This window comes from Streptomyces sp. NPDC014889, from assembly GCF_043081205.1.
Taxonomy (GTDB): Bacteria; Actinomycetota; Actinomycetes; order Streptomycetales; family Streptomycetaceae; genus Streptomyces.
Window position 1 is genome coordinate 614,517 of the sequence record NZ_JBIBWH010000002.1, and the last position, 13,350, is coordinate 627,866.

At 70.5% G+C, this 13,350-nt stretch carries 12 protein-coding genes; 6 read left to right on the forward strand and 6 right to left on the reverse strand.

Features of this window, described 5'->3' with window-relative positions; genetic code table 11:
• Positions 1-427: 427 nt before the first annotated feature.
• Positions 428-2,953, forward strand: coding sequence for an ATP-dependent Clp protease ATP-binding subunit (locus tag ACF09J_RS06000; RefSeq protein ID WP_392304130.1), 2,526 nt, complete (start codon positions 428-430; stop codon positions 2,951-2,953).
• A 424-nt stretch (positions 2,954-3,377) separates the two neighbouring features.
• Positions 3,378-3,953, forward strand: a complete 576-nt coding sequence (locus ACF09J_RS06005; RefSeq protein WP_392304131.1) for a M23 family metallopeptidase — start codon at positions 3,378-3,380, stop codon at positions 3,951-3,953.
• A gap of 58 nt (positions 3,954-4,011) precedes the next feature.
• Here the strand turns inward: ACF09J_RS06005 and ACF09J_RS06010 are convergent, their stop codons facing one another.
• Positions 4,012-4,611: a TetR/AcrR family transcriptional regulator gene (locus ACF09J_RS06010; protein WP_392304132.1), complete on the reverse strand. Its 600-nt coding sequence runs from the start codon at positions 4,609-4,611 to the stop codon at positions 4,012-4,014.
• Between the two features lie 152 nt (positions 4,612-4,763).
• Here ACF09J_RS06010 and ACF09J_RS06015 point away from each other — a divergent pair, with 152 nt between their 5' ends.
• From ACF09J_RS06015 to ACF09J_RS06025, 3 genes are all read left to right on the forward strand, one after another.
• Positions 4,764-6,356, forward strand: coding sequence for an MDR family MFS transporter (locus tag ACF09J_RS06015; RefSeq protein ID WP_392304133.1), 1,593 nt, complete (start codon positions 4,764-4,766; stop codon positions 6,354-6,356).
• A gap of 110 nt (positions 6,357-6,466) precedes the next feature.
• Positions 6,467-6,913, forward strand: a complete 447-nt coding sequence (locus ACF09J_RS06020; RefSeq protein ID WP_376493334.1) for a helix-turn-helix transcriptional regulator — start codon at positions 6,467-6,469, stop codon at positions 6,911-6,913.
• Between the two features lie 58 nt (positions 6,914-6,971).
• Positions 6,972-7,415 carry a VOC family protein gene (locus ACF09J_RS06025; RefSeq protein WP_392304134.1) on the forward strand — a complete coding sequence of 148 codons (444 nt, stop codon included), beginning with the start codon at positions 6,972-6,974 and terminating at the stop codon, positions 7,413-7,415.
• Between the two features lie 4 nt (positions 7,416-7,419).
• Here the strand turns inward: ACF09J_RS06025 and cseC are convergent, their stop codons facing one another.
• The 5 genes from cseC to ACF09J_RS06050 form a co-directional block, all read right to left on the reverse strand.
• Positions 7,420-8,775, reverse strand: coding sequence for a two-component system sensor histidine kinase CseC (gene cseC, locus ACF09J_RS06030; RefSeq protein ID WP_392304135.1), 1,356 nt, complete (start codon positions 8,773-8,775; stop codon positions 7,420-7,422).
• An 11-nt stretch (positions 8,776-8,786) separates the two neighbouring features.
• On the reverse strand, positions 8,787-9,488 hold the full coding sequence (cseB, locus tag ACF09J_RS06035; protein WP_392304136.1) for a two-component system response regulator CseB: 702 nt from the start codon (positions 9,486-9,488) through the stop codon (positions 8,787-8,789).
• Positions 9,489-9,656: 168 nt separating this feature from the next.
• Positions 9,657-10,322, reverse strand: a complete 666-nt coding sequence (locus ACF09J_RS06040; RefSeq protein WP_392304137.1) for a hypothetical protein — start codon at positions 10,320-10,322, stop codon at positions 9,657-9,659.
• Entirely contained in the window at positions 10,310-10,849 is a 540-nt protein-coding gene (locus ACF09J_RS06045) for a SigE family RNA polymerase sigma factor (protein WP_392304138.1), read from the reverse strand. The genes ACF09J_RS06040 and ACF09J_RS06045 overlap by 13 nt, the downstream gene beginning before the upstream one ends.
• Before the next feature lie 393 nt (positions 10,850-11,242).
• On the reverse strand, positions 11,243-12,229 hold the full coding sequence (locus ACF09J_RS06050; RefSeq protein WP_392304139.1) for an A/G-specific adenine glycosylase: 987 nt from the start codon (positions 12,227-12,229) through the stop codon (positions 11,243-11,245).
• Between the two features lie 203 nt (positions 12,230-12,432).
• Between ACF09J_RS06050 and ACF09J_RS06055 the strand changes: the two genes are divergently transcribed.
• A complete protein-coding gene (locus ACF09J_RS06055) occupies positions 12,433-13,278 on the forward strand; it encodes a hypothetical protein (protein WP_392304140.1) in 846 nt (281 codons plus the stop codon).
• Positions 13,279-13,350: the final 72 nt, after the last annotated feature.

Here is a 13,350-nt window from a genome sequence, read left to right on the forward strand (position 1 = left end):
TCGGAGTTACGCTCGGCATCAGCGCGTGTGCGAAGTGTGCCGAAGGAGACGGGCCCGCGGGGCGGGAAAGGGCGCAAGGTTGTTCGCCCATAGCTGAGGGAACCCGGGCACCCGGCATGCAATGTCAGTCGGCGCGGGTAAGACATGCCTAGTGGGAGGGGGCGACACGCAGCCGGCACCCGGGCAGTGGAGTCTCACGTTCGCCATCGGCGTACTGGCGACTGGGGTAACTGCCTGGCCTGCGGGAACATCGTCTCGCACCATCGGGTTGGAGCATATGTCGGCGTACGGGGTCAGGAGGCAGCGTTGGTTCTCGGTCCGGTGTCGGCAGTTGGAATGAGCGGTCCCCGCTTGCGGGACTAAGCTGCGGAAGGACAGGGAGGGGAAGTTCCCCCCACTGCCTGACCGCTCTGAGGAGCGATTAACGATGTTCGAGAGGTTCACCGACCGCGCGCGGCGGGTTGTCGTCCTGGCTCAGGAAGAAGCCCGGATGCTCAACCACAACTACATCGGCACTGAGCACATCCTCCTGGGCCTGATCCACGAGGGTGAGGGTGTCGCCGCCAAGGCCCTTGAGAGCCTCGGGATTTCGCTCGAGGCGGTCCGCCAGCAGGTGGAGGAGATCATCGGCCAGGGCCAGCAGGCCCCATCCGGCCACATTCCCTTCACCCCCCGTGCCAAGAAGGTCCTGGAGCTGTCGCTCCGGGAGGCCCTTCAGCTCGGCCACAACTACATCGGCACGGAGCACATCCTGCTCGGCCTGATCCGTGAGGGCGAGGGCGTCGCCGCCCAGGTCCTGGTCAAGCTGGGCGCAGACCTCAACCGGGTGCGGCAGCAGGTCATCCAGCTGCTCTCCGGTTACCAGGGCAAGGAGACCGCCACCGCCGGCGGCCCTGCCGAGGGCACCCCCTCGACGTCCCTGGTCCTCGACCAGTTCGGCCGGAACCTCACCCAGGCCGCTCGCGAGTCCAAGCTCGACCCGGTCATCGGGCGCGAGAAGGAGATCGAGCGGGTCATGCAGGTGCTGTCCCGCCGCACCAAGAACAACCCGGTGCTGATCGGTGAGCCCGGCGTCGGCAAGACCGCCGTCGTCGAGGGCCTCGCCCAGGCCATCGTCAAGGGCGAGGTGCCCGAGACCCTCAAGGACAAGCACCTCTACACCCTGGACCTCGGTGCCCTGGTCGCCGGCTCCCGCTACCGCGGTGACTTCGAGGAGCGCCTGAAGAAGGTGCTCAAGGAGATCCGCACCCGCGGCGACATCATCCTGTTCATCGACGAGCTGCACACGCTGGTCGGTGCGGGTGCCGCCGAGGGCGCCATCGACGCGGCGAGCATCCTCAAGCCGATGCTGGCCCGCGGCGAGCTGCAGACCATCGGTGCCACCACCCTGGACGAGTACCGCAAGCACCTGGAGAAGGACGCGGCCCTCGAGCGCCGCTTCCAGCCCATCCAGGTCGCCGAGCCGTCCCTGCCGCACACGATCGAGATCCTCAAGGGCCTGCGCGACCGGTACGAGGCGCACCACCGCGTCTCCATCACCGACGAGGCGCTGGTCCAGGCCGCCACCCTGGCCGACCGGTACATCTCGGACCGCTTCCTGCCGGACAAGGCGATCGACCTGATCGACGAGGCCGGCTCCCGGATGCGCATCCGCCGGATGACCGCGCCGCCGGACCTGCGCGAGTTCGACGAGAAGATCGCCGCCGTGCGCCGGGACAAGGAGTCCGCGATCGACTCGCAGGACTTCGAGAAGGCCGCCTCCCTGCGCGACAAGGAGAAGCAGCTCCTGGCCGCCAAGGCCAAGCGGGAGAAGGAGTGGAAGGCCGGCGACATGGACGTCGTCGCCGAGGTCGACGGCGAGCTGATCGCCGAGGTCCTCGCCACGGCCACCGGCATCCCGGTCTTCAAGCTGACCGAGGAGGAGTCCAGCCGCCTGCTCCGCATGGAGGACGAGCTCCACAAGCGGGTCATCGGCCAGGTGGACGCCGTCAAGGCCCTCTCCAAGGCGATCCGCCGTACGCGCGCCGGTCTGAAGGACCCGAAGCGTCCGGGTGGCTCGTTCATCTTCGCCGGCCCGTCCGGCGTCGGTAAGACCGAGCTGTCCAAGGCGCTCGCCGAGTTCCTCTTCGGCGACGAGGACGCGCTGATCTCCCTCGACATGTCGGAGTTCAGCGAGAAGCACACGGTCTCCCGCCTCTTCGGTTCGCCCCCCGGCTACGTGGGCTACGAGGAGGGCGGCCAGCTCACCGAGAAGGTGCGCCGCAAGCCGTTCTCGGTCGTCCTGTTCGACGAGGTCGAGAAGGCCCACCCGGACATCTTCAACTCGCTGCTGCAGATCCTGGAGGACGGTCGCCTGACCGACTCCCAGGGCCGGGTCGTGGACTTCAAGAACACGGTCATCATCATGACGACCAACCTCGGCACCCGGGACATCTCCAAGGGCTTCAACCTGGGCTTCGCTGCCTCGGGCGACACGAAGACCAACTACGAGCGCATGAAGAACAAGGTGTCGGACGAGCTCAAGCAGCACTTCCGGCCCGAGTTCCTCAACCGCGTCGACGACGTGGTGGTCTTCCCGCAGCTCACGCCGGACGACATCCTGCGGATCGTCGACCTGATGATCGGCAAGGTGGACGAGCGCCTGAAGGACCGGGACATGGGCATCGAGCTCTCCCAGTCGGCCAAGGAGCTGCTGTCCAAGAAGGGCTACGACCCCGTGCTGGGCGCCCGGCCGCTGCGCCGGACCATCCAGCGCGAGATCGAGGACACGCTCTCGGAGAAGATCCTCTTCGGCGAGCTGCGCCCCGGTCACATCGTGGTCGTGGACACCGAGGGCGAGGGCGAGTCCCAGACCTTCACCTTCCGCGGTGAGGAGAAGTCCGCGCTGCCGGACGTCCCGCCGATCGAGCAGGCGGCCGGTGGTCCCGGACCGAACCTGAGCAAGGAGGCGTAAGCCTCAGCGGCAATCGAGAGGGGCCGGCGCCTTCGGGCACCGGCCCCTCTCGGTTGCCCGTGTGCCCCGGTGCCCTGTGTGACGTGGGCCGCATGGCCTCCGTCACAGGGAAAGGGCGCCCACCCCCGCTCCCCAGTGACAAGGCGCACAAGCCCTCCGATGCGTACTACGACGCTTAGTGGGGGACAGGGTCGTAAAACGGGACATTCAAGACAGTGGAATGTTGCGAATTGGCACCTCTACAGGCATTTGTCCTGAATGAGGGAGACGTCAAGAGGCGTACGACACTGTCGCCTCGTACTACTTTCCGTCGTAGTGGGGGTGTTTGGGCGTCGGTGACCGGCCGGGTTACCAAGGGATGGCCCGCCCGACGAAGGCACATGTGCCCGGGTGGCCCCCATGTTCCCGACCTCCAGAGGTATCGATGTTCCAGCGCGCCACGTCCCGCTCCGCCCGTACGACCAAGCTCCGTACCCGCGCCGCCGTCCTGGCCGCCGGTCTGGGGGTCTCCGTCGCCATGGGCGCGGGAGTAGCGTCCGCCGCCGACAGCAAGCCGGCCCCCGCCGCCGCGCAGTCGGCCCTTGCCTGGACCGCGCCGGTGAAGCAGTTCGCGCTCAGCGCCGGCTTCAACCAGGCCGGCGGCCACTGGGTGCACAAGCACAGCGGCCAGGACTTCGCCGTGCCGATCGGCACCAAGGTCGTCGCCGCGCACGGCGGCACCGTCGTCAAGGCCGGCCCCAACGGCGCCGGCGACGGCCCCGCCTACGGCAACGCCATCGTCATCAAGCACGCCGACGGCACGTACTCCCAGTACGCCCACCTCTCCCGCGTCGACGTCAGGATCGGCCAGGTCGTGGCCTCCGGCCAGCACATAGCCCTGTCCGGCAACACCGGCAACTCCACCGGGCCGCACCTGCACTTCGAGATCCGCACCACGCCGCACTACGGCTCCGCGCTCAACCCGCTCGCCTTCCTGCGCTCGCACGGCGTGGCGGTCTGACCGGCCGAACGCGTCGCACGACACCGCCGCCCTGCCGACCAGCAGGGCGGCGGTCGTGTCAGACCTGCCGCGCGCCCCGGTGCGCCTGGGTCACCAGATCGATGGCGACCTCGAGGACGGCCTTGCGCCGCTCCTCGGGGTCGCCCTCGATGTCCTGCATGACGAACATCCCGGCGTGCAGGGTGAAGATGGCGCTGACGCAGCGGACCTGGTCGACTGTGCTCGCGCCCGGGTCGATGATGATGTCCCGCAGTCCGCGCATCCGGTCCTTGAAGGCGTCCCCGATGCGCAGCTCCCGTACGGTCGCCTGGTTCTCCTGCATGAAGCGGAACAGCGGCGCCGCGCCGGCGAGTGCCTGGTCGTAACGGCGGACGATCTCCTGCTTGGTCTCCAGCGTATGGGGCTGCTGCCGGCCCCACTCGATCAGGTCCTCCATCGGCCGTGTGAGGCTTTCGAACAGGCTGACGAGGATCTCTTCCTTCGTCTTGAAGTGGTAGTACAGAGCGGCCTTGGTGACGTCGAGGCGCTCGGCGATCTCACGCAGGGAGGTCTTCTCGTAGCCCTGCTCGGCGAAGAGTTCGAGTGCCACGTCCTGGATGCGCTGGCGCGTGTTCCCGCGCCGCTGCTGCTGCCTGGTGCCGTCCATCGTGACATCCATCCTCGTGCTCCTCTTCGTGCTCCAGGACACCTTGCCTGCCGGCCGGTCGGCAAAACTTACTTGACGACCGGCTAGTTAAAGGTCTACTTTCCCGAGTGTAGTCAACTTGCCGGGCGGCAAGTAAGTACCAATCGGCTGGGGGAGTAGGACGGATGGCTGACAGCGCGAAAGAAGGGCCCGAGGCGGCCCAGGCCGGCAAGCAACCCAGGAGCGTGCGGGTCGTCCTGCTCGCCCTCATGATCGCGATGATGCTCGCGATGCTCGACAACATGATCGTGGGCACCGCGATGCCGACGATCGTCGGTGAACTCGGCGGTCTTCAGCACCTGTCCTGGGTGGTCACCGCCTACACCCTGGCGACCGCCGCGGCCACCCCGCTGTGGGGCAAGATCGGCGACATGTACGGGCGCAAGGGCGCCTTCATGACCTCGATCGTCATCTTCCTGGTCGGGTCAGCGCTGAGCGGCATGGCCCAGAACATGGGCGAGCTGATCGGCTTCCGCGCCATCCAGGGCCTCGGCGCGGGCGGTCTGATGGTCGGTGTGATGGCCATCATCGGCGACCTGATACCGCCGCGGGAGCGCGGCAAGTACCAGGGCATGATCGCCGGTGTCATGGCGCTGGCGATGATCGGCGGCCCCCTGGTCGGCGGCACGATCACCGACAACTGGGGCTGGCGCTGGTCCTTCTACATCAACCTTCCCCTCGGCGCGGTGGCCCTCGTCGCGATCAGCGCCGTGCTGCACCTGCCGAAGAAGCGCTCCCAGGCGCGGATCGACTACCTGGGCGCCGTGCTGCTGACCGTCGGCATCAGCTCCATCGTGCTCGTCACCACCTGGGGCGGCTCGGAGTACGCCTGGACCTCCGCGCGGATCATGGAGCTCATCGCGATCGGCGTCGTCGCGCTCGTCGGGTTCGTGCTCTGGCAGACCAGGGCCGCCGAGCCGATCGTGCCGCTGCACATCTTCCGCAGCCTCAACTTCAGCCTGATGTCGCTGATCGGCTTCATCACCGGCTTCGTGATGTTCGGCGCGGTGCTGTTCCTGCCGCTGTACCAGCAGTCGGTCCAGGGTGCCTCCGCGACCAACTCCGGTCTGCTGCTCCTGCCGATGCTGGCCGCGATGATGGTCGTGTCGCTGGTCGCGGGCCGGGTCACCACCAGCAGCGGCCGGTACAAGGTCTTCCCGGTCGTCGGCAGCGTGCTGATGATCGCCGGGCTGTACCTGCTGTCCCTCATGGACACCGGCACCACCCGCCTCACCTCCGGCCTCTACATGGCCGTCCTGGGCGCGGGCATGGGCTGCCTGATGCAGATCACCATGCTGGTCGCGCAGAACAGCGTGGAGCTGAAGGACATGGGCGTGGCCTCCTCGTCCACCACCCTCTTCCGTACGCTCGGCTCCTCCTTCGGCGTCGCGATCATGGGTGCGCTGTTCAACAACCGCGTCCAGCACGAGATGGCCGAGCGGGCCGGCGCGCTGGGCCGCGGGATCACCGAGCAGTCCGCGCAGCTCGACGCCGCGAGCCTTGCCAAGCTGCCGGCCCAGGCCCGCGAGGCCTACCAGCACGCGGTGTCCGCCGGTACGCACTCGGCGTTCCTGCTGGGCTCCGTGGTGGCGGTGGTCGCGCTCCTGGCGGCGGTGTTCGTCAAGGAGGTCCCGCTGAGGGGAGCGGGACCGGCCCCGGCCAAGCCGGAGCCACAGGACGGCGCGGCGGCCCCCGGCGGTGTCGCGGAGACGGTCTGAACCATTGACGGGAAGGTCCCCGGCACCACCCGGTGCCGGGGACCTTCCGCGTGTCCGGGTGCCGCCCCGAGCCCCCGCCGGTTGTCAGTGCCCCGTGCCACCATCGGCGTATGGAAGCGGTGGCGGGCAGGATGCGGCAGCTACGGCTGGCCAAGGACGCCATGGACCGGGACTGGGCGGACCCGGACCTCGACCTCGACACGGTCGCGGCCCACGCCGGGTATTCGCGCTACCACTTCATACGGGCCTTCAAGGAGGCCTACGGCGAGACGCCCGGCCAGTACCTGACCCACCGCCGCATCGAGCGGGCCGAGGACCTGCTGCGCACCGCGAACCTGTCGGTGACCGAGATCTGCAACCTGGTCGGCTTCAGCAGCCTGGGCACGTTCTCGACCCGGTTCAAGGCCTGGACGGGACTCACCCCGAGTGAGTACCGCGCGCGGCACGTCGGCCGTGGAGCCGCGCTCATCCCCGGGTGCTACGCCATGCTCTGGGCCGGCGGTTTCCGGCCCGGCTCGGCCCGGGAGCGGCGGAGCAATTCCGAAGAAGCGGGCTGACCGCGGCGCTGCCTACCGTGGCAGGGCAACAGCACCTCGCGACCCCCGGGAGAAAGCCATGATCAAGGGACTCGCCATCACCACCGTCTGGGTCCTCGACCAGGACCGGGCCAAGGAGTTCTACACGCAAAAGCTCGGCCTGGAGATCCGTACGGACATGACCATGGGCGACGGCGGGATGCGCTGGCTCACCGTCGGCGCCCCCGACCAGCCCGACGTCGAGCTGACCCTCATGGTCCCCGGGCCGCCCGCGATGGACCCCGAGTCCGCCGAGATGATCAGGAAACTGGTCGCCAAGGGCGCCTTCGGCGCGGGAGTGCTGGCCACCGACGACATCCACGGCGACTACAAGAGGCTCAAGGACCGCGGGGTGGAGTTCCTCCAGGAACCGCAGGAGCGCCCCTACGGCACCGAGGCGCTCTTCCGCGACGACTCGGGCAACTGGTTCTCCTTCACCCAGCGGCGCGAGGGCCCTCTGGACCTGGACAAGGGCTGGGGCTGAGAGCTCAGTTCCCCCGCGGCGGGAGCACCGGGTAGCTGCCCGTGTTCGTCGGCGCGTGTTCCGGCAGCCACAGTACGGCGACCGCGCCCTCGGCCGGTACGTGCTCCGGGGCGCCCGCGGGGCGGACGTTGCGGAAGGTCAGGCGGGCGCCGAGGACGCGGGCCTGACCCGCGGCGATGGTCAGGCCGAGGCCGTGGCCGTGCCCGGCGCGGTCCGTGCTGCCGGTGCGGAACCGGCTCGGCCCCTCGGCGAGCAGGTTCTCGGGGAAGCCGGGGCCGTGGTCGCGCACCCGGATGACCCGGCCCTCGACGGTCACCTCGATCGGGGGCCTGCCGTGCCGGGCGGCGTTGGCGAGCAGGTTGAACAGCACCCGCTCCAGCCGCCGCGGATCGGTGGTGACCTCGGACTCGTGCACCACCCGCACCTCGATGTCCGGGTCCTTGGCGGCCACCCGCCGCGCGACGAACTCGCCCAGCACGATGTCCTGGAGTTCGGCCCGCTCCGAGGCGCCGTCGAGCCGGGCGACCTCCAAAACGTCCTCCACCAGCGTGCGCATGGCCTTCGCGCGGTCCAGGACCAGTTCCGTGGGCCGCCCGGGCGGCAGCAGCTCGGCCGCCGTCAGCAGCCCGGTGACCGGAGTGCGCAGCTCGTGCGCGATGTCCGCCGTGACCCGGCGCTCCGCCTCCAGCCGCTGCTGGAGCGCGTCCGCCATCGCGTCCACCGCCCGCGCGAGGTCGTCGGTCTCGTCGCGTACGACGCCCCCGATGGCGTCCCGGACCCGTACGTCCGTCTCGCCCTTGGCGACCTGGTTGGCCGCGGTCGCCGCCTTGCGCAGCCGGCGGGAGAGCTGGCCCCCTATGAGCACGCCCAGCGCGCTGCCGCCGAGGACGACCGTGATGGAGCCGATGACCAGGGCCTGGTCGAGGTCGTTGAGGATGTTGGTGCTGCGGTCGGTGAAGTGCGTGTACAGCGAGAGCACATGGCCGTCCTTGACCGGTACGGCCGCCCAGATGTCGGGCAGCCTGCCGGTGTGGTCAACGACGTACGTCGCCCGCCGGCCCTGCTCGACCTTCTCCCGCAGCTCGAAGGGCAGCTCCGGGTCGTCGATCCGGATGCCCGGGAAGTTGGGTCGCCCCGACAGCTCGAAGTTGCGCTGGGCGATCTGGACCCGCTCGTCCGCCAGGTCGCGCGCACTGTCCAGCATCGACACCCGGGCCGCGTTGTGCACGACCAGGCTGAGCGCGACCGCCACCAGCGCGCCGACCAGCGCGATGGCCGCGCTGAGCTTCCACCTCAGCCCCGTACGGATGTCCGCCCGCTCCAGGCGCCGCGGGAGCAGGCGCCGAAAGATCTCCGGCATGACCGCCCCGCTCAGGCCTTGAGCTTGTAGCCGAAGCCGCGGACCGTCTCGATCCGGTCCTGGCCGATCTTCGTGCGCAGCCGCTGCACATGGACGTCGACCACACGGGTGTCGCCGCCCCAGCCGTAGTCCCACACCCGTTCCAGGAGCTTGTCCCGGGAGAGCACCGTGCCAGGCGCCGAGGAGAACTCCAGCAGCAGCCGCATCTCCGTGGGCGTGAGGCCCACCGGCTGCCCGGCCCGGCGCACCTCCATCCCCTCGGTGTCGACCTCCAGATCGCCGAAGCTCAGCACCCCGCCGTCCACCGCGGCCGGGTCGGCCTCGGCCCGGACACCGCCGGCGTGCCCGAAGCGGCGCAGCACCGCGCGGATGCGGGCGACCAGGACGGCCCCGTCGAACGGCTTGGTCACGTAGTCGTCGGCGCCCGCCTCCAGGCCGAGCACCACGTCGATGGAGTCCGCCCGCGCGGACAGCATGATCACCGGAACGGTCGACTCGTCGCGGATGCGGCGGCACAGGCTGACCCCGTCGAGGCCGGGGACCATGACGTCCAGCAGCGCGATGTCGGGCCGCCTGGCCCGGAACGCCTCCAGGCCCGACAGCCCGTCGGGCATCGCCGTGACCGCGAAGCCGACCCGCTCCAGGGCGAGCTGTGTGGCCTCGCGGATCACGTCGTCGTCCTCGACGAACAGGACGTGGGTCTGTTCTGCCATCCGGGTGCTCTCAGTCCTCGTGTGCTTCTCGTCGTGCGCTCCAGGAGACGGTGTGCGCTCCATGCGACCGGATCGGCGGCCCCGACACGCACGCCCCCGCCATTGTCGCGCGGCCGCCGTCCCACGTCCGCACCCCGCCGTCCCGGGCCCCCCGCGCCACCGTCGGTGTCAGCGGCCGGGGGCCACCGTCGCGCCGCCCCCGACGGTCTTGCTGTACTCGTTGCGCGTGCTGAACTCCTTGGTGAACCGGCCCGCCGACCAGCGGTAGGTGATCACGTCCTCGCCGGAGGGACTCGACACCGGGTCTCCGCGTGCGTACACCTGCTTGGTCACCACCAGGTCGCCGCGGTCGATCTCGGCGTACACCGGGGGCTCCTCGGCCTTGAACACGTTCTCGTACCTGCCCCCCTGCTCGCGGTACACATAGGCGCCGACGCCCACCGCGTCCCCGCAGGTCAGCACATTGATGACGATGTCGTCGGCCGATCCCGAGGTCAGGTCGCCGTACGACACGTCGACGGGGTACTCGTCGGCCACGCACGGCTTGAGGCCGCGCTTGACCGCGGCCGAGACCTGCGGGTCGTCCTTGATCAGCCGGACGGGGTCCATCCGCTGGGCCCGGCCGGTGGGATCGGGGGAGGGGGACGGGACGGCGCCCGCGACCGAGCCGGAGTGGGCCGGGCCCTCGTCACGCGCGCCGGTCCCGCCGGTGCCGCAGGCGGACGCCGAAAGGCCGAGGGCGGCGAACACGGCCGTCGCCGTGATCGCCGCCTTGAGGGTGACCCGGGCCCGCCCGGGCCCGGGGCCCGCGTCCCTGCCGGTCAGGCCGCGCAACGCTCCCGCTCCTCACGCTCCAGCGCGCGTGCGTCCAGATCGCGGGCCTCCAGCTCCTCGCGGAGCCGGGCGAGCGCCCGGTGCAGCGTGCTCTTGACCGTACCCGCCGACATGCCGAGGGCGGCGGCCGTCTCCTCCGTGGACATCTGCTCCCAGTGTCGCAGCACCACGACACTGCGCTGTTTGGGAGCGAGCACCCTCAGGATGTCCATGAGGAGCGCGCGGTCGGCGTGCTGCTCGGTGGAGTCCTCGACGCGGGCGTCCGGGAGCTGCTCGGTGGGGACCTCCTCGAGCTTCCGGGCCCGCCACCACTCGGTACGCGTATTGATCATCACGCGGCGCAGATAGGCGTCCGCGAGCCGCTTGTCGGCGATGCCGTCCCAGCGGCCGTAGGTCCGTGCGAGTGCCGTCTGGAGCAGGTCCTGGGCTTCGACCGGGTCCGGGACCAGCCGGCGCGCGCTGCGCAGCAGCGCGTCCTGCCGGGTACGCACGTACTCCTCGAACTCGAGCACCTCACCCTGCGCCATCTACGACCGCCTCCGATCCCCGTTTCCCGACCCGCCTGCCGCCGGTCTCCAAGCCGTGAGCGGACGGGCTGTGGTCGGCAGCCGTCCGGTGCCTGTCCGGCACGCAACTGAAGGTACGGAGGCGTTGTCACGGCGTTGTCCGAAGCAGCCTGCGGCCAGCCCTCGGCTGTGCGTCGGTTGTGTAACGGAAGTAGGAAGGGGGTAAGGGCGCGCCGTGATTTGTCCCTTTTGGGGGTTATTTGGGGGGTGGACGGCGTACAGGAGTGTGACACGAACGCCCGCGGCGTGCTCTGCGGCCGGGGCGGGCTTGGGGGGTGACTGCCGGTCAGGTGTCAGGGGTCGGGTGTCCGGGGGGTTGGGGTGTTGGAGTGTCAGGTGTGAGGTGACTGCCGGTCAGGTCAGCGGCAGTCGGTACAGCCCGCCCGGCAGCGGCTCCACCAGGCCGTCCGCGACGAGTCCGTCCAGGGCCCGGGCCCGCTGGACCGGCTCGTGCCAGACCCGGTCGAGCACCGGTTGCGGGACGGGCGCGTGGGCCTCGCGCAGCACCGCGAGCAGCTTGCCGCGGACCTGCCGGTCCGTGCCGGCGTACGTCTGTCCGCGGCGCGGCGGTCCCTCGTGCGCCGGCTTGCCCGCGAGCCGCCAGGCACAGTGCCCGGCGATCGGGCAGCGCGGGCACGACTCGTTCTTCGCCGTGCACACCAGTGCGCCGAGTTCCATGGAGGCGGCCGCCCAACGGGCCGCCGTCCCCTCGTCCTCGGGCAGCAGGGCGCGCGCCAGGCGCCGTTCGGCGGCGGTGGTGGCGTTCGGCGGGTACTGCACGCCGGTGACCGCGCGGGCCAGCACCCGGCGGACGTTGGTGTCCAGGACGGCGTGCCGCTGGCCGTACGCGAAGGACGCGACCGCCGCGGCCGTGTACTCGCCGATGCCCGGCAGAGCGAGCAGTTGGGCGTGCTCGGTCGGTACGTCGCCGCCGTGCCGTTCCGTTATGGCGACCGCGGCGCCGTGCAGGCGCAGGGCGCGGCGCGGGTAGCCGAGCCGGCCCCAGGCACGGACGGCCTCGCCCGGTGCCTCCTTGGCGAGGTCGGCGGGCCGGGGCCAGCGGTCGAGCCACTGCTCGTAGACCGGCAGCACACGGCTCACCGGTGTCTGCTGGAGCATGAACTCGCTGACCATGACGCCCCAGGCGCCGGCGTCGGGGCGTCGCCAGGGCAGGTCGCGGGCGTGGTCGTCGAACCAGGTGATGACCTGGGTGTGCAGAGTCGGGCCGAGGGCGGTGCCGGAGGCCTCGGCACCGGTGGGCGTGCCGGTGCCCGGACGGGCACCGGCGGCGTGGGCCGGGGCGTCGGGGCCGCTGTGCGGGGGCAGTGTGGGCGCAGTCATGGCCTTCCGATCCTGCCACGTGGCGGTGGGCGGCCGTGTGACCCGGCGCGGGCCGGTGTCGTCACGGACCGTGCCCGGGGGGTCACGGCGAGGCCAAAGAGGGTCGCGAGTACGGGTGTTGCCGTGATGATGATCTGGAAAAGTTGTCGTCGGCCCGGCGGGTGGGGCGGGGGAAGCCGACGATCTCTCGTACAGTTTGGACCGTGGGATCTCTGCGCAATCCGGTCGGTCCGCTTCCCGCCTCCATCTACTGGCGACGGCGGCTCGTCATGCTGTCCGTGGTCGCCCTGCTGGCGCTGCTGATCGTCTGGATCGTCCCCTTGGGGGGCGGGGGCCGCAAGGCCGACGGCGGCGGGGCGAACGGCAAGCATCCGGGGCCCTCCACGTCCACCATCACGCCGGGACCCTCCGGCTCCGGTCCCGCGATCAGCCAACACCCGGGCGGCCGGGACGAGTCCGGCGGCGGTGACTCCGACGGATCCGGTTCGGGTTCGGGGTCGGGCGGCACCGGTGACACCGGGGGTTCCGACGGTTCCGGTGGGGGCGGGGGCGGAGACGGCGCGGATTCCGGCGGAGCCGGCGGCGGGGACGACGGCGCCAACGGCGGCGGAGGTCCGGGCGCGGTACTGCCGGCCGGCAGCTCACTCCCCAACTGCACTTCGGGCGCGGTCAAGTTGACGTTGCGCAGCGTGCGCAACTCCTACGGCCCCGGCCAGACGCCGGAGTTCGAGCTGATCGCCGCGAACTCCTCCGGCAGCGACTGCAAGGTCGATCTCGGGCCGAAGTCCGCGGTGGTGACCATCAGTCAGTCCGAGAGCAGCTCCGCCTACTGGTCCTCCGCCGACTGCCCCAGGACGGCCGGGAGCCGGCTGTACCGGGTGCCGGCGGGCAGTGGCTTCACATACACCGTCCGGTGGGACCGCAAGCCGAGCGCCCCGCAGTGCGCGACGCCTCCGGCCGGGTCGGCCGGGGCGGGCACCTACCTGGTCGAGGCGAAGGTGCCGGGGTACGCGAAGCTGCGGACGTCGTTCGTGCTGTCGGAGGACTGAGCGGACCCGGACGGACCGGTACGGAGTGCGCTGACGGTGGCCGAAGAGGCCTGAGGCGGTCGGCCGTGGCCG